This is a genomic window from Sphaerisporangium sp. NPDC049002, from assembly GCF_040649355.1.
Lineage (GTDB): Bacteria > Actinomycetota > Actinomycetes > Streptosporangiales > Streptosporangiaceae > Sphaerisporangium.
Genome location: NZ_JBEZFH010000069.1, coordinates 1 through 18,642, shown reverse-complemented (window position 1 = coordinate 18,642; position 18,642 = coordinate 1). Strand labels below are relative to the sequence as shown.

Here is an 18,642-nt window from a genome sequence, read left to right as displayed (position 1 = left end):
GGATCATGCCGCGTATGACTAGTCCCTTGTCAATACCTAATGCACCATCAAAGGACCTATCGCCTTATATAGGGCGGTATGTCGGGATGCGTAACGGACTGTGCGCCGCCCGACGGCACCCGGACCGAGCTTACCGCGAGGCGTAGGCCGGCCTGTGCCGGCGGGCGTCGTACGCATTTCCCGGATACGCAATCCGTACGCGGCACTTATAAAGGACACCCGAATACGTATGCCGGAATTACGTCTTTACACGGTCCTGGGCCGATGCGACTCTGCGATCAATGGAAATGAGCCCATACGGGGAGTGCCATGGATCGCCCACGCCTCAAAGCACACTTCGCCGCCCAGGTGGTCGAGGGATCGAAGGTCTTCCTTCTCGCCGAAGGCCAGCACTACCTCATCAAGGGGGCCGAGTGCGTCAAGGTGCTCCCCTACCTGGACGGACGGCACACGATAGCCGATATCGCAGGAGCGTTGGGCGCCGAGTTATCGCTTATGCAGGTCATGGTCGCCATCCGTAAATTCGACGCGTTGGGACACCTGGCGGACGGCCGGCCGGATTGGCCGGACAGCACGCTCGCGTATTGGGACGCGCAGGGAATCGACCCGAAGACCGTACAGGCCGCGCTCGCGGAGACCGAATTCACGGTTGTGGCCGGCGAGGGCGCCGACACCGGCGCGGTGGTCGCGCAACTGCGGGAACACGGGCTGCGCGTCAGGCACGCCCTGGTCGAGGAGGAGGCCGCGGCGCCCGGCGGCGCCCTCTCCCTGGTCGTCGTCAACGACTACCTCGACCCGTCACTCGAACGGCTCAACGCCGCCTACCTCGCCGCCGAGCACCCGTGGGCGCTGGTGAAGCCGACCGGGCTGACGCTGTGGGCCGGGCCCGTGATCCAGCCGGGCCGTACCGGCTGCTGGGCCTGCCTGTCCCAGCGGATCAGCGGGAACCGCCAGGTGGAGCGCTACCTGGCCGGCAAGCACGGCGACGGCATCCCGTACCACCCCGCGCTGGAGGCGAACCCGGCGGGACCGTCCCTGGTCGGCGGGCTGCTCGCGGTGGAGATGGCACGGATGGCCGCCACCGGCACGCCGTCGCGGCTCGAAGGCAAGATGACCACGATCGACCTGCGCACGCTGGCCGCCACGGACCACACCATGATCCGGCTGCCGCAGTGCCCCGCCTGCGGCGACCCGACGCTGGTCACCGAGCGCAGCCCGAAGGTGGTGCTGTCGTCGCGCGACGCGCGGCACGTCACCGACGGCGGGTACCGCATCGAACCGCCCTCGCAGACCTACCAGCGGCTGGAGCGGCACATCAGCCCGCTCATCGGCGCGGTCACCCGGCTGCACACCTTCGCCGAGTACGACAACGGCGTCACCTACAGCTTCACCGCCGGCCACAACTTCGCCATGGTCGGCGACAACATGGACCTGCTGCGCCGTAACCTTCGCGGGCAGAGCGGCGGCAAGGGACGCACCGAGATCCAGGCCAAGGTCAGCGCCCTGTGCGAGGCCATCGAGCGGTACTCGGGCGTGTGGCGGGGCGAGGAGCAGGTGCGCAAGGCCGCCTACGCCGACCTCGACCCGGCCCTCGCCGTCCACGTGGAGTCCCTGCTCCACTTCTCCCCGTCCCAGTACGCCGGGCGCGACGAGTGGAACAAGGACCCGAGCCACCGGCTGCACCTGGTGCCGGAGAGGTTCCGCACCGACCTGCCGATCGACTGGTCGCCCGCCTGGTCGCTCACCGACGGCCGCGAGCGGCTCATCCCCTCCGGGTACGCCTGGTACGGCCACCCGGACCTGGAACGCCACTTCTACTGCGTGGGCGACTCCAACGGCAACGCGTCCGGCAACTCCATGGAAGAGGCGATCCTCCAGGGGTTCTGCGAGCTCGTCGAGCGCGACGCGGTCGCCCTGTGGTGGTACAACCGGGCGCGGCGCCCCGCCTTCGACCTCGACTCGCTGCGCGATCCGTATGTCGACACGCTGCGCGAGTTCTACGAGGGGATGGGTCGCAGCATCTGGCTCCTCGACATCACCACCGACCTGGGCATCCCCGCGTTCGTCGGGGTCTCGCACCGGATCGGCCACCCGGTCGAGGACGTCATCGTCGGCTTCGGCGCCCACCTCGACCCGAAGATCGCGGCGATCAGGACGCTGACCGAGGTCAACCAGTTCCTCCCGTCGGTGGAACGGCGCGACGAGCAGGGCAACACCCTCTACCTGGACAACGACATCGCCACCCTGGCCTGGTGGAAGGAGACCAAGCTGGCGAACGAGCCGTGGCTGGTCCCCGACCCTGCCCAGCGCCCGCGCACGCCCGCCGACTACGCCCCCTCCGACGGCGACGACCTGGCCAGGGACGTCGAGACGTGCGTGGCCAGGGCGAAGGCCGCGGGGATCGAGGTGATCGTGGTCGACCAGACCCGCCCCGACCTGGACCTCAACGTCGTACGGATGATCGCGCCCGGCATGCGGCACTTCTGGCGGCGCCTCGGCGCGGGACGCCTGTACGACGTGCCGGCCGAGCTCGGCTGGGTGCCACAGGCGAGCACGGAAGACCAGCTCAACCCCACGAGCGTCTTCTTCTGAGCGCGGAGGAGCAGACTGTGACCCAGACAAAGGTACGGCTCCGCCGCGACGCGGAGCTGGCGGAGTCCGGCGGCGCGCTGCGCGTGTCCGCGCCCGTGGGGGCCATCGGGCTTCGCGACCTGCCTCCCGGCACCGTGGCGGCCCTCGGTGCGCTCGCCGCCGGGGACATGACCGACGCCGGCCTCACCGCGGCGGTCGTCGACGGCGACGGCGAGGCAGGGCTGCTCCGCTGGAACATGCTCGTGCGCCGCCTGGCCAGGAGCGGGCTGCTGGAGTACAGCGTGGACGGCGCCCGGCTGCGGCCCGTCGGCAGCGGGCCGCTGGAGCCCGCCGCCGCCCCGGCCCCCGACGCCAGGGTGAAGCTGTCGCGGTTCGCCGTGGCGACCGCCGAGGACGGCGTGCTGACGGTGCGCTCCCCGCGTCACGCCGGCGTCGTCGAACTGGCCCCGCGGGCGGCGGGGATCCTCGGCGCGCTCGCCGACTGGACCACCCCCGCCGAGCTGGCCGAGGCCCTGCCCGGCGTACCGGTCGAGCAGGTGCTGCGGTTCTTCGACGCCGCCGGCCTGTTGACGCGCACGTCCGAGGACGAGGACCAGTCGCACGCGCAGTGGACCCCCCGCGACCTCTGGCTGCACGCCCACAGCCGGGGGCCGCGCCTCACCGGCCGGTACGGCGGGACCTACCCGCTCGGGCCGAGGTTCGGCCCGCTGCCCGCCGCCCCCGCGCCGTTCGACGGCCCGCGGATCCCGCTGGCTCCACCCGACCTGGAGCTCGCGGCCAAGTCCGACCCCAGCCTGACCGAGACCCTTGAGCGGCGCCGCTCGCTGCGCGAGCACGACGCCGACTCCCCGATCACGGTCGACCGGCTCGGGGAGCTGCTGTACCGGTCGATGCGCAGGCGCAACTCCTTCACCTCGCCCGACGGGGCGGAGCTCGTCGACCGGCCGTACCCGTCCGGCGGGTCCATCCACGAGCTGGAGGTCTACCCGCTGATCGTGTCGTGCGAAGGGGCCGAGCCCGGTCTGTGGCACTACGACACCGCCGGGCACGCGCTGGAGCGCGTGGCCGAGCCCGGCCCGGCCACCGAGATCCTCGTGCGGCGGGCCAGGGCGTCCGCGCTGCTGGAGGCCGACCCGCAGGTGCTGCTCGTGGTCACCGCGCGCTTCGGCCGGGTGATGTGGAAGTACGAGACGATCGCCTACTCCCTCATGCTCAAGCACGTCGGCGTGCTGTACCAGACGCTCTATCTCGTCGGGACCGCGATGGACCTGGCGGTGTGCGGGCTCGGCGGCGGCGACGCCGGGGACTTCGCCGCCGCGAGCGGGCTCGACTACCTCACCGAGGGCAGCGTGGGCGAGCTGGTCATCGGCAGCAAGCGGGGATGAGCGATGAAATTCCGCTACAAGGCGCTCCAGCGGATGCGGGAGCCCGACGAGCTCGACTCCCCGACCCTGCTGGCCTCCCCGCGGGGATGGATCGCCACGTTCGTCGTGCTGATCATCGTCGCGGCGGTGACCGCGTGGGCCTTCGTCGGCCGGATGCCGATCACGGTGTCCGCGACCGGCCTGCTCACCCATCCGGGCGGGACCGCCCAGCTGCAGAGCCCGTACGCGGGGATGGTCCGCTCGATGTACGTCCACCCGGACGACACCGTCCAGCGGGGCCAGGCGGTGGCGGAGATCGTCCAGCTCGACGACACCTCGCGCCTGATCAAGAGCCCGTTCACCGGGCACGTGGTCGCCAGCACGGCCGACGACGGGCACATGGTCACGCCGGGCGAGGACCTGATGACCATCGAGCGCACCGACGCGCCCGACGACCGGCTGGTGGCGATGCTGTTCGTCCCGGGCGACCGCACGCTGGGCGTCGTCCCCGGCAGGGAGGTCGACCTCGCGGTCTCCTCGGCTCCGCCGGGGGCCTTCGGGCTGCTGCGCGGCCGGGTCGCGTCGGTGAGCACGTACCCGCTGATGCTGGAGGGTGTGGCGGACCTCGTCGGCGGTGAGGCGGCGGCGCGCGGCTACGTCAAGGGAGCACCGCCCCGGCTGGTGATCGTCGACCTGGAGCGGGACCCGGGCACGACCTCGGGGTTCGCCTGGTCCACCAAGGACGGCCCGCCGATGCGGCTCTCGTCGCAGGTCAACGTCACGGGCTCGATCAACCTGGGCGGTCAGACGCTGTTCGACCTGCTCCTCGGCCGCTGAGCGGCACCAGTCACGGCTCCAAGAGGAGAGACGAATGAGCCAAGCCACGGCGAGCCCACCCCTGGCCCCGGAGGGGGGTGGGCCGCGGCGTCCGGCCGCCGCCAAGGGGGCCAAGGACGGCAAGGAGCCCAAGGCGCGCTGGGGGAGATGGCGGAGCACCACGCCGACGGTGATCCAGATGGAGGCGGTCGAGTGCGGCGCCGCCTCCCTGTCGATGATCCTCGGGTACTACGGGAAGTTCGTCCCGCTGGAGGAGCTCCGGTCGGCCTGCGGCGTCTCCCGTGACGGGGCCAAGGCCTCCAGCGTGCTCGCCGCGGCCCGGCGCCACGGCCTGATCGCCAGGGGCTTCCAGATGGAGGCCGCCGACCTGCGCACCGTCGCCAAGCCGGCGATCATCTTCTGGGCGTTCCAGCACTTCATGGTCGTGGAGGGGGTGCGCACCCGGTTCGGGAAGAAGGTCGTCGCGGTCAACGACCCGGCCAGCGGCCCCCGCCTGATCGACTGGGCGGACTTCGACTCCGGGTTCACCGGGGTGGTGCTGACGTTCGAGCCCGGCCCGGACTTCGAGCCCGGTGGGCGCCCCACCCGGGTCGGCCAGGCCCTGCTGTCGCGGCGGATGCCGTCCGGCCGGGCGCTGCCGCTGATCCTGCTGGCCAGCCTGATCCTGGTGATCCCGGGCATCATCGGCCCGGCCTTCAGCCGGCTGTTCATCGACCGGATCCTGTCCGGTCGCGACCCCGACTTCCTGTACCCCCTGCTGCTCGGGATGGCGGTGACCGCGGTCTCGGTGTTCGTCCTGACCTCCGTGCAGCGGCACTACCTGCTGCGGCTGGAGATCAGGTTCGGGCTGGTGAGCTCGGCCCGCTTCTTCCGGCATCTGCTGCGGCTGCCGGTCGAGTTCTACCTGCAACGCCGCCCGGCCGAGGTGGCCAAACGCGTGCAGGCCAACGACATGGTCGGCGAGATCCTCTCCCGCGACCTGGCGATCACCGTCATCAACCTGGTGCTCGTGCTGTTCTACGCGGTGATCCTCATCCGGTACGACCTCATGCTCGGCCTGCTCGGGGTCGGCATGGCGATGCTCAACATCCTCGTGCTCAGGCGGGTCTCCCGGGCACGCACGGACGCGGTGGCGGCGCTTCGCGCGGACATCGGCAACCTGACGTCCACGACGTTCAACACCCTGCAGCTCATCGAGACCGTCAAGGCCAGCGGAGCCGAGCCGAACGCGTTCCAGCGCTGGTCGGGGTTCCTCGCCAAGGCCGTCACCGCCAAGCAGCGGCTCGGCGTGGCGACCGCCACGCTCACCGTGGTCCCCCCGCTGCTGGCCGGGATCAACAGCGGGCTCATCCTGCTCATCGGCGGGCTGCGCGTGGTCGACGGGGTGATCAGCGTCGGCATGCTGGTCGCCTTCCAGACGCTGCTCAACTCCCTGTCGCGTCCGGTGACCCAGCTCACCAACCTGGGCGGGCAGCTCCAGAACATCTCGGCGGACATCAACCGCCTGTACGACGTCGAGCGCTACCCGGTCGCGCAGTGCTTCGAGCCGAGGCCCGGCGAGGAGCCGGCGGACGGACGCCTGGACGGCTGCATGGAGTTCTCGCACGTGTCCTTCGGATACAACCCGATCGCCCCGCCGGTGATCAAGGACCTGTCGTTCTCGATCGTGCCGGGCCGCCGCGTGGCGGTCGTCGGCCACTCGGGCAGCGGCAAGTCGACCGTCGGCAAGCTGGCCGCCGGCCTGTACGTGCCCGGGTCGGGCCAGGTCCTGCTGGACGGCCGTCCGAGGCTCGAACAGTCGCGTATGGCCCTGGCCGCGTCCATCGCCTACGTCGACCAGGACATCACGCTGTTCGAGGGGACCGTGCGCGACAACCTGACGCTGTGGAGCGACGACATCGCCGACGAGGTGGTGATCGCGGCCCTGCGCGACGCGGCCATCTTCGACGTGATCGCCGCCCGGCCCGGTGGTCTGAACAGCGGCGTCCGCGAGGGAGGCCGCAACTTCAGCGGCGGCCAGCGGCAGCGGCTGGAGCTGGCGAGGGCGCTGTCGATCCAGCCGACGCTGCTGGTGCTGGACGAGGCGACCAGCGCGCTGGACCCGGAGACCGAGCGGATCATCGCCGACAACCTGCGCCGCCGCGGCTGCGGCTGCCTCATCATCGCGCACCGCCTGTCCACCATCAGGGACGCGGACGAGATCCTCGTGCTCGACAAGGGCGAGGTGGTCGAGCGCGGCCGTCACGAGGAACTGCTCGCCGCCGGCCGCCACTACGCGAGGCTCATCGAGAACGCCCACAGCAACGGCGACAGGGGTTGACCGTGACCGGATTCGCGCCGTTCTTCGCCGAGGCCGCGACGCCCGTCGACTACTCCGCCGACCGCCTGCTCGTGGCGTCCGACCTGCGCGAGGTCCTGCTGGTCGAGGAGGGGGCCGTCGACCTGTTCGCGGTGCGGCTGGAGGACGGCAAGCCCGTGGGCCGGTGGAACTTCCTGTGCCGCATCAGCGAGGGGTCGCTGCTGCTCGGCTCGCCCAAGGGCCCGAAGCACAGCATCGTGGGCCGTCCCGTGCCGGGCACCCGGGTGTCCCGGATGCCGCTCGGCCGGCTGCGGGGGCTGTCGGCCGGCCCGTCCGGCCCCCTGCTCCCCGACGAGCACGAGGTGGCCGTCAAGCAGTTCGTCCGCGGCCTGGAGGCGGGCATCATCTCGCTGGCCCAGGCCATGCGCGACAACCTGCCCCCGCGCGAGTTCGTCGCGCTGTCGCCCGGCGCGCCCACCGATCTGGCCGACGGCGCGGCGACCCGGTCGGTGGACGGCCTGTGCTGGGTCGGCGTCGAGGACGGCGTGGTCGAGATGCCGGAAGGCGTCGCGGGCCGGCTCACCGCGGGCGCCCACATCTGCGTGACCGAGCGGGACTGGCTGGTCGCCACGGGCCCGGCCCGGCTGCGTGCCAGGACGACCTGGGAACTGCTGGCCGACGAGACGATCTGGGCCAGGTGGGTGGAGTACGCCACCCGCTTCCTGTACACCGTGGACCGCCGGGTCGAACGGCAGGGCGCGCGCGAGCTGGAGATGCTCGCCCGGCGGAACGAGCGGGAGAAGGACATCCTGCGCACCGCCCGGCGGGGCTTCGACACGCTGGTGCGCGACACCGAGGCCCGGGTGCGGCTGGCCGACGTCACCACCGATTCCCCCGCGCTGGCCGCCGCCAGGCTCGTCGCCTCCCACGGAGGGTTCCGGGTCACCGCGCCCCCGCCCGGAGGCTCCCACGGCAGGCAGATCGACCCCCTCCAGGCCATCGCCCTCGCCTCCGGGGTGCGCACCCGGTCCGTACGGCTGGACGAGGGGTGGTGGAAGAAGGACCTCGGCCCCATGGTGGGCTTCCGCAAGGGCGACGAGACGCCCGTGGCGCTGCTGCCGATCGGCTCGCACTACGTGCTCGCGCAGCCGGGGCAGAACCGGGTCACCCCCATCACGCACGCGGTGGCCGAGACGCTGACCAACCGCGCGGAGGTGCTGTACCAGCCGCTGCCGCGCGAGGTGCGCACGGTGGCAGGGCTGCTGCGGTTCGGGCTGGCGCGCAACCGCCGTGACTTCTGGGTGCTGGCGTCCCTCGGCACGCTCGTGGCGATCATCGGCCTGCTGGTGCCCTCCATGACCGGGCTGGTGCTCGGCACGTTCGTGGCGAGCGCCCAGCGCGACCTCATCGTGCAGGGGGCGCTGCTGGTCATCGGGGGAGCGTTCGTGGCCGGCGCGCTGTCGATCGTGCAGAACATCGCGGCACTGCGCATCGAGGGGCGGTCGTCGGCCCGGTTGCAGGCCGGGGCCTGGACCCGGTTGCTGTCGCTGCCCGCCACGTTCTTCGCCCACTACTCCACCGGGCAGCTCGGCACGACCGTGCTCGGCGTGAGCGCGGCGCAGGAGATGCTCTCCGGCGTCGTGACCACCGCCACGCTCGGTCTGTTCGGCGGGCTGGCCAACCTCGTGCTCGTGTTCTTCTACGACGGCAGGATGGCCCTGATCGCCACCCTGCTCGTGCTGGTCAGCGTCCTCGTATGCGCGGTCGCCGGATATTTCGAGATACGTCTGCAACGCCGCCTGTACGAGCAGGAGCAGCGGCTGTCCTCGCGGGTGTTCCAGCTCCTGAGCGCCGTGCCGAAGCTGCGGGTGGCCGCGGCCGAGGACCAGGCGTTCGGCGTGTGGAACCGCGACTTCCTGCAGACCCGCAGCACCTCCGCGTCGGCGCGGCGGCTGCAGAACCTGGTCACGACGTTCAGCGCCGGGTTCCCGCTGGTCTGCTCGGTCCTCATCTTCGCCGTGGTGGCCGGGCCGATGCGCGGAGAGCTGCCGATCAGCGTCTTCCTGTCGTTCTTCGCCGCGTTCAACCTGCTCATGGCCTCGGTGCTGCAGTTCACCGGCGCCGCGATGACCGCGATGAGCGTCGTGCCGATGCTGGAGAAGATGCGCCCGGTCCTCGCGGCCGAGCCCGAGGAGCTCACCGGCAAGGCCGACCCCGGCGACCTGTCCGGCCGTATCGCCTTCTCCCGGGTGTCCTTCCGGTACGGCGAGGACGGCCCCCTGGTGCTGAGCGACGTCGACCTGTCGGTGGACCCCGGCGAGTTCGTCGCGATCGTGGGCCCCACCGGCAGCGGCAAGTCCACAATCCTGCGCCTCCTGCTCGGCTTCGAGCAACCGGTCGCGGGCACCGTGCTGTACGACGGCCAGGACCTGGGCGAGCTCGACATCGGCGCGGTGCGGCGGCAGTGCGGCGTCGTCCTGCAGAACGGCGCCCTGCTCGCCGGGGACATCCGGCAGAACATCATCGGCAGCAGCAACCACACCGTCGACGACGCCTGGGAGGCCGCCGCGATGGCCGGCGTCTCCGACGACATCACCGCCATGCCGATGGGCATGCACACGGTCCTGTCGGAGGGGACGAACACCCTGTCGGGCGGCCAGCGGCAGCGCATCATGATCGCCCGGGCGCTGGTCTCCCGGCCCCGCATCGTCTTCTTCGACGAGGCCACCAGCGCCCTGGACAACCCGACCCAGAACGTGGTCGCCGAGAGCACCCGCCGGCTGAACGCCACCCGCATCGTGATCGCCCACCGGCTGTCCACCATCAAGGACGCCGACAAGATCGTGGTGCTCGACGGCGGCCGGATCGTCCAGCAGGGCCAGTACGACGAGCTGGTCTCCGACGCCGACGGCCTGTTCGCCCGCCTGGCCCGGCGTCAGATGTGAGCCCAGAACCGCTCGGTTCGTCTGAGCTGACGCACAGCCCCGGAACCGCTCAGTTCCTCTGAGCTTGGGCAACTCGGTTGAGTTGCGTCGCCGCCACCCGGGAAGATGGCTCTGGAACGACGGCCTCAGCGGCCCGCCCGCGCCTCGAGGTCTGGTTCGCGGATATGCGTCCGCGGCCAGACCCGAGAAGGAGGACAACAAATGGATTTTCTCCTGTTGATCCACGGCGACGAAATGCTGTGGGACGCATTCAGCGACGACGAGCGCGAGCGCATGGCCGAGGGGCACCGCCAATTCGGCCGCGCGATGGTCGAATCGGGCGTCCGCATCAAATACGGCGCGGGCCTGACCAGATCCCGCACGGCCAAACTGGTCCGGCCGGACGGCCCGGCCGTCCCCGGCCCGTACGCCGTCGGCCGCGAGCAGATCGGCGGGCTCTGGATCATCGAGGTCGAGTCGGCCGAGGAGGCCGAGGTCTGGGCGCGGAAGATGCCGTACGCGCCCGGTGACATCGTGGAGATCCGGCCCTGCGACCCCACTTGAGCCCCGCTCCGGCAATGTGACCGGCGAGGCCGGTGCGTCCGCGTCCGCCGCGGGCGACCGGCCACTCCCCGGCGGCCTAGTAGCGCGGCCTGCGGCTGAGCGCGATGCCTCCGACCAGGAAGACCAGGCCGGCGACTCCGTAGATGATGGCGGTCGTCGTCGAGGGCGGCCTCTGGCTGGCGTTCGCGATCGCCAGCCCCAGGCCGACGATCGCGCTGATGTAGCAGAAGATCGCGATGAAGATCTTCCAGAACGGGCTCATCTCTTCCTCCAAGGTGATCCGGCCGGGCCGCCCGGTGCGGTCCCGGCGACGACGAATCCGAGCAACATGACCCAGGCGTCCGGGTCGGCGCGGAACCTCTTCCACCGGTCGGTCGCCAGGGCGAGCTGGGCCATCGACAACGCGCCGGACGCCACCAGCGGGACCAGCCGCTCCGGGCCGAGGTGCGGCGCGAAGGACTCCGTCGGATGGTCGTCGTTGGTGGTGGCGAACGGGCGCAGCACCACGTCGGCGAAGCCCTCCCGGCGCAACAGCCGGGTCAGCTTCCTGCCGATCTGGCGGTCTCCCCCCGCGTCGCGCTGTGCGGTGGCCATCGTGCCGTGCACCGACGCGAGCTCGGGGTACATGGGGTCGGCCAGGCCCCACAGCATGCTGTCGACCTCGATGACGACCAGCAGGCCGCCCGGCCGCAGCACGCGCAACGCCTCGGCGACCACAGGCGCCGGATCGGCCACGTGCTGGAGTACGTACCTGAGCAGGACCCCGCCGACGCTTCCCGTACGCAGGGGCAGCCGGGCGGCGTCGCCCAGCAGGAGCGGGGCTCCCGCGCCCGCGGCGTGCGCGAGCACCTTCTCGTCGATGTCGGCCGCCACGATGGGCAGATCGGGCTCGGCGGCGCGCAGCCGGCGGGTGACGGCGCCCGACCCGGCGCCCAGCTCCAGCAGCGGCCCCGCCCCGGGCAGACCGAGGTCGCGCAGGATGCGCAGCTCCTCGTCGAAGGACAGGGCCGCCTGGGCCTCCAGCCGGGCCAGCTCGCCGCCGAGCCCGCCCCACGTCGTGTTGGCCGCGTCGTAGGACCCGGCCCTGTGGACCGCGGCCTCCTGCGCCGTCATCGCGGCCTCGGGATCATCATCATGCCGTGCCTGGGCCGCAGGGTGACCAGGGCCTCCGGTTCGACCGGGAAGCCCTCGACCAGCTCAAGGCGCGCTTCCCGCAGGATCACGGCGAGCACGAGCGTCGCCTCGACCAGCGCGAAGTGCTGCCCGACGCAGATGCGCGGTCCTCCGCCGAAGGGCAGGTACTGGTGGCTGAGGTGCCCCGCCGCCCGCCCGGACGCGAACCGCTCAGGTCTGTACGCCTCGGGCTCGTCCCAGTACCTCGGGTCGCGGTGCAGCACCCACGGGCTCACGCAGACCAGGGTGCCGGCGGGCACGTCGTAGCCGCCGATGACGTCGTCCTCGACCGAGCGCCGTGAGATGAGCCAGACGGGCGGGTAGAGGCGCATGGCCTCCTGGATGGCCCGGCGGCAGGCCTCCAGCCTCGGCAGGTCGGCGGCCGTCGGCATCCGCCCGGCGAGGACCTCGTCGATCTCGGCGTACACCGCCCGAGCCGCCTCCGGGTGGCGGTCGAGCAGGTAGAGCGTCCAGGTCAGCGACTTGGCCGTGGTCTCGTGCCCGGCCATGATGATCGTCAGCACCTGGTCGCGCAGGTCGGTGTCGGACATCGCGTGCCCGGACGCGAGCATCGAGGTGAGCAGGTCGTGCCCGCCGCCCCCGCCCGTGCGCCGGGCGGCGATGATGACGCGGGTCACCCGGTCGAGGAACACACGCGCCTGGTGGAAGCCTGCGTATCGTACGGCCGTATCCGCGGGGTCGATCGCGTCACCCGGTACGTAGTGGCCGATGAAGCGGTTGACCGCGTCCACCGCGCGCCCGAACCCGTCCCCGGCGCCGCCGATGTCGGTGCCGAGCATGGCCTTCACGATGACCGTCAGCGTGAGCGCGGTCAGGTCGTGGTCGACGCGTACGGCCTGGCCTTCGCCGCAGCCGGTCCAGCGGTTCAGCAGTCCGGCGGCCGCGTCGGTGATGACCTGGTCGAACCGCTCGACCTCGGAGGGCCGGAAGGCCGGCGCGCACATACGGCGCTGCGCGGCCCACTCGTCGCCGCTGCTGGTCAGCAGCCCGTTGCCGAGGAGCGGGCGGAGCATGTCGTCGTCCGGCGTGCGGTCCTTGGTGTAGTTGGACCCGTTCTCCTTCAGGACGTACCTGGCGAGGTCGGGCCGGTTGAGCATGTAGACCTGCTCGCCGTCCGCGTCGTGCCGGGTGACGTCGCCGTAGGCCGCCATCGAGGTGACGAAGTCGAGCGGCGCCTCACGCATCGCGCGCAGGCTCTGGGTTCCGCCGGGTCCCGGTGGAAGCCGGGGAGATACGTACGTACCGGACATCAGCTCTCCGAATCACTTACGTGAAATTCGATTCCGAATACGTATTACCGAATGCTTAATACGTACGGGTGGAGTCGCATTATTCATGCCGATCCATTTGGAGCGTACCCCAGCCGCCTAGGCCCCTCAATACTTATCTTCGGCGATCGGAAATTAAGTCTGGGCAGCTTGAATTAGGCGTGCAAGACTCCATTCCAGGACGGCGCACCGCGCCAAGTGAAAAGCTCCAGGAGGACTCAATGGCCCTGAATCCCGCAGAGCGGACCGAATTCGTCAACTCCTACACCCGCGTCCTGATCACCGCCTGGTCGAGCGAGGAGTTCTCGGCCAAGCTCGACAGCAACCCGCGCGAGGCGCTCGCCGAGGCCGGGCTGGAGCTCCCCGCGGGCGCCCAGATCACCCTCGTCCGCACCGTGCCCGAGGGACACCACGACACCAACCTCGACGTCCAGGTCGGCCTGTGGGAGCGTGGTCTGGACACCGGCGTCTTCGAGTTCCACGTCCCGGAGACCCCGCAGATCGACATGGCCGAGCTGTCCGAGGGCGACCTCGACTCGATCTCGGCCGGTGTCTCCCCCGACAGCGCCATCGACATCAACTGCTGCTGCTGCCCCTGCTGCTGCTGCACCTGAGTCGGAAGCGGCCCGGCACACCGGCCGCGCGGACCGCGCGGCCTTCGCAGGGGACCGCCTGCATGGCGGTCCCCCGAGAGGAGGAAGAGGTCATGGCCACGGCCGTCGATCAGGCGAACCCCATTCACGTGCGTGGGCTGAGGAAGTCCTACGGCGGCGCCCGTGTCGTCCAGGACGTGGACCTGGACGTCTACTCCGGCGAGGTCTTCGCCCTGCTGGGGCCGAACGGCGCGGGAAAGACGACCACGGTCGAGATCCTTGAGGGAGTTCGCCGGCGCACCGGTGGCGAGGTTCGTGTCCTCGGCCGTGATCCCGCCGAGGACGCCCCGGAGTGGCGTGCGCGGCTCGGCATCGTGCCCCAGTCCACGGGCGCCTACGCCGACCTGACGGTGCGTGAGGTCGTCGAGCACTTCGCGGCGTTCTACCCGGCGCCGCTTCCCGTCTCGCAGGCCATCGGGATGGTGGGGCTCGGCAAGCAGGAGAACAAGCAGGCGCAGTCGCTCTCTGGCGGCCAGTTGCGCCGGCTGGACGTGGCGGTGGGGATCATCGGGGATCCGGACCTGATCTTCCTCGACGAGCCGACCACCGGCCTCGACCCCGCGGCCCGGCTCGAAGCGTGGGACCTGGTGCGGTACTTCGCCGATCGCGGCAAGACCACCGTGCTCACCACGCACTACCTCGACGAGGTGGAGGCGCTGGCCCAGCGGGCCGCCGTCATCGTCGCCGGCAAGGTCGTGGAGGTCGGCTTGGTCGCCGAGCTGGGCGGGCGTCTCGGCACCCCGGCCATGCTGAGCTTCACCCGGGTCGGCGGCCTGGTGGGCAAGGCCCTGCCGCAACTGCCCGCGGACGCGCTGGTCGATCCGCCGGACGACGAGGTCGTCACCCTCCACACCCACCATCCGACGCAGGCCCTCGCGGCGATTCTCCCGTGGGCCGCGGAGGCGGGCGTCCCCGAGCTGCCGGGTCTGCGGATCCAGCGCCCCACCCTTGAGGACGTCTATCTCACGCTCATCCGAGAGAATCAGGGGACCACTTCATGATCACTCCTGGCACGGCGGTGGTCGAACAGGGCCCGGCGGCGCGGACCGCCGGGCAGAGCTCCAGCCTGTGGCGGGCCTCGGTGGCCCGTTCCTCGGTGGAGCTGAAGTCGTTCTTCCGCAACAGGCAGTCACTGTTCTTCACACTGCTGTTGCCGATCGTGCTGATGCTCGTCCTCGGCTCGATCTTCTCCGGCACGGTGCCGGGGACGCACACCGACTTCAAGACGATGTTCGTGGCGGGGATCATCGCCTGCGGCATCATGAGCGTCAGCTTCAACGGCCTGGCGATCAGCATCGCGATCGAGCGGGACACCGGCATGATCCGCAGGCTCGCGTCCTCGCCGATGCCGAAGTCCGCCTATTTCATCGGCAAGATCGTCCGCGTCGTGGTGACGGGGTTGCTGGAGTCCGCGGTCCTGGTCGCGGTGGGCGTCGCGCTGTTCCACCTGCCGATGCCGCCGGACGCGACCCACTGGCTCACCTTCATCTGGGTGCTCCTGCTCGGCGCCATGGCCTGCGCGCTGCTCGCCGTCGCGTTCAGCACGGCCATCCCGAACGCCAGGTCGGCCCCCGCGATCGTCACGCTGCCGTTCCTGATCCTGCAGTTCATCTCGGGCGTCTTCTTCCCCTACGGCCAGCTCCCCGTGTGGATGCAGACGATCGCCGCGTTCTTCCCGCTCAAGTGGATGACGCAGGGCCTGCGCTCGGTGTTCCTGCCGGCCGACTTCGCCAGGGTGGAGCCCGCGGGCACGTGGGAGCTCGGCCACGTCGCGGCGGTCCTCGCGGCGTGGTGCGTGGCCTCGCTGCTGCTGAGCCTGCTCACCTTCCGCTGGCGCGGCGCGAACGTCAAGTGACCGGGCCGCCCGGCGGGCCCGTCAGATGGCGAGGTTGAAGCCGTCGAGCCGCCGGGGCAGGAGCGACGGAGCCCAGACGGGCGTGGCCCCCGTGGCCCGCAGCCCGGGATGGCGGCACAGCAGCTCGCGCAGCAGCAGTGCCCCGGCGTGCCTGACCAGAGGAGCACCCAGGCAGAAATGGGTGCCGGTGCCGAACGCGAGGTGTGGATTGGGCGAGCGGGTCACCACCAGGTCATCCGGCCGGTCGAAGACGGCCGGATCCCGGTTCGCCGCCGCGACCAGCGCGAGCACCCGGGCACCCGCGGGGATCGTCCCGCCCGCCAGCGCCACGGCCTCCGTCGTCACGCGCGCGGTGAAGGGGATCGGTGACTCCAAACGCAGCAGCTCGTCCACGGCCGTCACCGCGAGCTCGTCCCCTCCGTCGCGCAGCCGCTCGATCACCTCCGGACGGGGGAGCAGCCAGTACAGCGCGTTGCCCACCATCTCGGCCAGCGGCTTCCAGCCTCCGACGACGGCCAGGGAGGCGATGCCGAGCTTCTCGGGCCGGGTGAGCCGGTCGTCGGCGGCGAGCCTGCCCCAGGGCGAGTCCTGGGCGCCGCCCGCGCGCTCGTCCAGGAACCGCGTGAGGTCCCCCATCGAGACCCGCCCCGCCGCCGCGGCCTGCGGTCCCGCGAGGGGGTCCAGGTTCGCCGAGACGCGGCGGGCCAGGTCGGCGAAGGCCGCGTGGTCGGCGGGCGGCAGGCCGAAGAGCCTGGCCAGCACGCCGGTGGCGAGCGGCTCGCCGATGTCCGCCGTCGCCTCGACGCCGGTATGGCCCGCCAGTTCCGTCAGGATCCGGTCGACCTCGTGCGCGATGCCGTCCGCGACGCCGCGTACCGCCGCCGGGCCCATCAGGAGCGCGCCCGGCGCGCGGAGCCGCTGGTGCTCGGGCGGGTCGGTGGTGAGCATCGACGGTGGCAGCGCGTCCTCCCTGACCCGCTCCCGCTGGCCCATCGCCGCGGAGAACCTCGGGTCGCGCAGGACGAGCGAGCAGTCGGCGTGGCCGGTCAGCAGCCACATGCGCGAGGTCACGTCGAAGTGGACCGGGTCGTTGGCCAGCAGCCACCGGTACGCCGGGTACGGGTCGACCCGGCCACGCGGTGAGAACGGGTGGGCAAGATCGCCTGGCAGGGTGCGGGGAGCCGCCATCACGTGTCCTCCTGATCATGCGGTGGACAAACTACTACAAGGGGGTGAACGGTGGCGCAGTTCGACGTTGTCGTGATCGGCGCGGGCATCAGCGGCCTCACCGCGGCCCGGCGCCTGCGGGACGCGGGACTGGCGGTCGCCGTGCTGGAGGCCAGGGACCGGGTCGGCGGCCGGATCCGCACCCACCGGCCCTCGCTGCTGGAACTCGGCGCGCAGGTGATCCACGGGGACCGCAACCCCATCTGGTCCCTGCCCGGCCAGGAACGCCCGCCGCCCCTGCCCCGCCGGACGGCCTGGGTGCTCCTCGGCGACGAGGTGCGGCCCATGGCCGTCCTCGCCGAGAGCGGCCCGCCTCCGCCGGTGCTGGAGGAGCGCCTGCTCGACGGCGCGACCGAGGACGTGCCGGTCACCGAATGGCTCAAGCGCGAAGCCCCCTCGGCGGCAGAGGCCACGGCCGAGTGGTTCCGGCAGAGCTGGGCGGCCGACCCGGACGTGCTCAGCGCGCTCGGCCTCGCCCGCGGCCGTCGCGCGGCGCGCGTGGGCCGGGGCGAGTTCCCGATCCCCGGAGGTCTCGACCGGCTGCCCGCGCGGCTCGCCTCGGGCCTGTCCGTACGGCTGGGCACCCCGGTGCTGCGCGTCGCCTGGTCTCCCGGCCACGTGGACGTCCTCACCGCCGGCGGCACGACCGCCGCCGCCGCGGCCGTCGTCACCGTCCCGCCCCCGCTGGTCGCCGGCGGCAGGCTCGTCATCAACGACCTGCCCGTGCGCAAGCAGGCCGCCGCGTACGAGCTGCGGCTCGGCGACGCGTGGTGCGCCGTGGTCACCTACCCCGTCCCCGCCCCCGAGTCGGGCGTCGTCTTCGACGCCGGCGGGCGGCTCGGATTCCTCAGCGCCACGGCGGGCCGCCCGGAGGTGCTCGTCGTGGCCAAGGACCGCGCGGCCCGGTCCGCCCGCGCGATCGCGCGTGAACCCGGCGGCCTGTCCACGCTGCTGGGCGAGGCGATGCCGTGGACCCGAGGGCTGGAGCCCGCGGCGGTCGACGTCGCCGACTGGGGCGCCGACGAGTGGGCGGGCGGCGCGTTCACCTATCCCGGCGTGGGAGCGCTCTGGGCGCCCGAGGTCTGGGCCAAGCCGATGGGCGGCACGCTCTTCTTCGCCGGGGAGGCCACCGTGGGCCGCTCAGGACCGCCCATGGCGCACATGGCCATGGCCACCGGCGAACGCGCGGCCAACGAAGTGATCGAGGCGCTGAAGGGATGCCGATGACGCCGATGACACAGCATGGGGGATGGTTCCTGCTGGCGCTCGAAGAGGAGCTCACCGAGGAGATCACGCCGCTCCGGCTCGGGAAACGCGCCCTGATCGCCGTCCGGGACGGCGAGCGGATCCGCGTCTTCGACGGAGCCTGCCCGCACCGTGGCGCCCACCTCGGTTACGGCGGCAAGCTGGACGGCTCGTGCGTGATCTGCCCGTTCCACGGGAAGCGGATCTCGCTGGGCGACGGCGGCCGGCGCTGGTCGGTGGCGGAGCTGCCGACAGAACGCGCGGGCGCGGCCCTGTTCGTCAGGCTCTCCGAGGGCCCCGGCGACGACCGGGGCTTCCAGCAGGCGATCAAGCAGGTCGCCGCCGACCTGCTGGTCGTCGGCGCGGTGATCCAGCCCGTGAGCGTGCCCGCCGAGTACGTCGTCGAGAACGCCTTCGACGCCGAGCACTTCAGCACGGTCCACCTGGTGCCCGCGGTCCGGGGCATGCGTGCCACGCTCGGCGAGCACGGCGAGCTCGTCATCGAGGGGGAGTTCCGCACCAAGGCGAACACCACGATCGCGGCGCCCAGCAGGCCGAGCCCGACGGTGAACATGCCGGCCACGCCACCGGTACGGAAGGCGATGCGCATCGCGACCTTC

15 protein-coding genes are annotated in these 18,642 nt (G+C 71.6%); 11 read left to right on the top strand and 4 right to left on the bottom strand.

Features of this window, described 5'->3' with window-relative positions:
• The first annotated feature begins 309 nt into the window (after positions 1–309).
• From AB0B89_RS16350 to AB0B89_RS16325, 6 genes are all read left to right on the top strand, one after another.
• Entirely contained in the window at positions 310–2,592 is a 2,283-nt protein-coding gene (locus AB0B89_RS16350) for a TOMM precursor leader peptide-binding protein (protein ID WP_358553037.1), read from the top strand.
• Positions 2,593–2,609: 17 nt separating this feature from the next.
• Entirely contained in the window at positions 2,610–3,977 is a 1,368-nt protein-coding gene (locus AB0B89_RS16345; protein WP_358553035.1) for a SagB family peptide dehydrogenase, read from the top strand.
• Between the two features lie 3 nt (positions 3,978–3,980).
• Complete coding sequence (locus AB0B89_RS16340) at positions 3,981–4,793, top strand: HlyD family efflux transporter periplasmic adaptor subunit (protein ID WP_358553033.1); 813 nt, start codon at positions 3,981–3,983, stop codon at positions 4,791–4,793.
• A 34-nt stretch (positions 4,794–4,827) separates the two neighbouring features.
• A complete protein-coding gene (locus AB0B89_RS16335; RefSeq protein WP_358553031.1) occupies positions 4,828–7,113 on the top strand; it encodes an NHLP family bacteriocin export ABC transporter peptidase/permease/ATPase subunit in 2,286 nt (761 codons plus the stop codon).
• A 2-nt stretch (positions 7,114–7,115) separates the two neighbouring features.
• Entirely contained in the window at positions 7,116–10,037 is a 2,922-nt protein-coding gene (locus tag AB0B89_RS16330; protein ID WP_358553029.1) for an NHLP bacteriocin export ABC transporter permease/ATPase subunit, read from the top strand.
• A 201-nt stretch (positions 10,038–10,238) separates the two neighbouring features.
• The gene (locus tag AB0B89_RS16325) at positions 10,239–10,580 is read left to right on the top strand and encodes a YciI family protein (protein ID WP_358553027.1); all 342 of its coding nucleotides are present in this window, start codon (positions 10,239–10,241) and stop codon (positions 10,578–10,580) included.
• Between the two features lie 76 nt (positions 10,581–10,656).
• On the opposite strand, the gene AB0B89_RS16320 is transcribed toward AB0B89_RS16325, so the two are convergent.
• Genes AB0B89_RS16320 through AB0B89_RS16310 form a run of 3 tightly spaced genes read right to left on the bottom strand, consistent with a single transcriptional unit; the run spans position 10,657 to position 12,958 of the window.
• Positions 10,657–10,842: a hypothetical protein gene (locus AB0B89_RS16320; RefSeq protein WP_358553025.1), complete on the bottom strand. Its 186-nt coding sequence runs from the start codon at positions 10,840–10,842 to the stop codon at positions 10,657–10,659.
• Positions 10,839–11,693 (bottom strand): methyltransferase domain-containing protein, encoded by an 855-nt coding sequence (locus AB0B89_RS16315; RefSeq protein WP_358553023.1) that lies wholly within the window; start codon positions 11,691–11,693, stop codon positions 10,839–10,841. Before AB0B89_RS16315 ends, AB0B89_RS16320 begins: the two co-directional genes overlap by 4 nt.
• Positions 11,690–12,958: a cytochrome P450 gene (locus AB0B89_RS16310; protein ID WP_358553021.1), complete on the bottom strand. Its 1,269-nt coding sequence runs from the start codon at positions 12,956–12,958 to the stop codon at positions 11,690–11,692. The genes AB0B89_RS16315 and AB0B89_RS16310 overlap by 4 nt, the downstream gene beginning before the upstream one ends.
• 305 nt (positions 12,959–13,263) lie before the next feature.
• Here AB0B89_RS16310 and AB0B89_RS16305 point away from each other — a divergent pair, with 305 nt between their 5' ends.
• From AB0B89_RS16305 to AB0B89_RS16295, 3 genes are all read left to right on the top strand, one after another.
• Positions 13,264–13,656 carry a hypothetical protein gene (locus AB0B89_RS16305; RefSeq protein ID WP_358553019.1) on the top strand — a complete coding sequence of 131 codons (393 nt, stop codon included), beginning with the start codon at positions 13,264–13,266 and terminating at the stop codon, positions 13,654–13,656.
• Positions 13,657–13,718: 62 nt separating this feature from the next.
• Positions 13,719–14,696 carry an ABC transporter ATP-binding protein gene (locus tag AB0B89_RS16300; RefSeq protein WP_358553017.1) on the top strand — a complete coding sequence of 326 codons (978 nt, stop codon included), beginning with the start codon at positions 13,719–13,721 and terminating at the stop codon, positions 14,694–14,696.
• Entirely contained in the window at positions 14,693–15,550 is an 858-nt protein-coding gene (locus tag AB0B89_RS16295; RefSeq protein ID WP_358553015.1) for an ABC transporter permease, read from the top strand. Before AB0B89_RS16300 ends, AB0B89_RS16295 begins: the two co-directional genes overlap by 4 nt.
• A gap of 21 nt (positions 15,551–15,571) precedes the next feature.
• Here the strand turns inward: AB0B89_RS16295 and AB0B89_RS16290 are convergent, their stop codons facing one another.
• Entirely contained in the window at positions 15,572–16,738 is a 1,167-nt protein-coding gene (locus AB0B89_RS16290; RefSeq protein ID WP_358553013.1) for a cytochrome P450, read from the bottom strand.
• Between the two features lie 51 nt (positions 16,739–16,789).
• Between AB0B89_RS16290 and AB0B89_RS16285 the strand changes: the two genes are divergently transcribed.
• Positions 16,790–18,004 (top strand): NAD(P)/FAD-dependent oxidoreductase, encoded by a 1,215-nt coding sequence (locus AB0B89_RS16285; RefSeq protein WP_358553011.1) that lies wholly within the window; start codon positions 16,790–16,792, stop codon positions 18,002–18,004.
• Positions 18,001–18,642 (top strand): Rieske 2Fe-2S domain-containing protein (locus AB0B89_RS16280; RefSeq protein ID WP_358553010.1); only part of this gene is annotated, 642 nt, incomplete at its 3' end. The genes AB0B89_RS16285 and AB0B89_RS16280, both read left to right, overlap by 4 nt.

Excerpts from the sequence above, each read along its gene's own strand:
- AB0B89_RS16295 (WP_358553015.1), top strand. The coding sequence starts at position 14,693 with ATGATCACTCCTGGCACGGCGGTGGTCGAACAGGGCCCGGCGGCGCGG.
- AB0B89_RS16320 (WP_358553025.1), bottom strand. The coding sequence starts at position 10,842 with ATGAGCCCGTTCTGGAAGATCTTCATCGCGATCTTCTGCTACATCAGC.
- AB0B89_RS16315 (WP_358553023.1), bottom strand. The coding sequence starts at position 11,693 with ATGACGGCGCAGGAGGCCGCGGTCCACAGGGCCGGGTCCTACGACGCG.
- AB0B89_RS16335 (WP_358553031.1), top strand. The coding sequence starts at position 4,828 with ATGAGCCAAGCCACGGCGAGCCCACCCCTGGCCCCGGAGGGGGGTGGG.
- AB0B89_RS16325 (WP_358553027.1), top strand. The coding sequence starts at position 10,239 with ATGGATTTTCTCCTGTTGATCCACGGCGACGAAATGCTGTGGGACGCA.
- AB0B89_RS16350 (WP_358553037.1), top strand. The coding sequence starts at position 310 with ATGGATCGCCCACGCCTCAAAGCACACTTCGCCGCCCAGGTGGTCGAG.
- AB0B89_RS16310 (WP_358553021.1), bottom strand. The coding sequence starts at position 12,958 with ATGCGTGAGGCGCCGCTCGACTTCGTCACCTCGATGGCGGCCTACGGC.
- AB0B89_RS16305 (WP_358553019.1), top strand. The coding sequence starts at position 13,264 with ATGGCCCTGAATCCCGCAGAGCGGACCGAATTCGTCAACTCCTACACC.
- AB0B89_RS16340 (WP_358553033.1), top strand. The coding sequence starts at position 3,981 with ATGAAATTCCGCTACAAGGCGCTCCAGCGGATGCGGGAGCCCGACGAG.
- AB0B89_RS16290 (WP_358553013.1), bottom strand. The coding sequence starts at position 16,738 with ATGGCGGCTCCCCGCACCCTGCCAGGCGATCTTGCCCACCCGTTCTCA.
- AB0B89_RS16300 (WP_358553017.1), top strand. The coding sequence starts at position 13,719 with ATGGCGGTCCCCCGAGAGGAGGAAGAGGTCATGGCCACGGCCGTCGAT.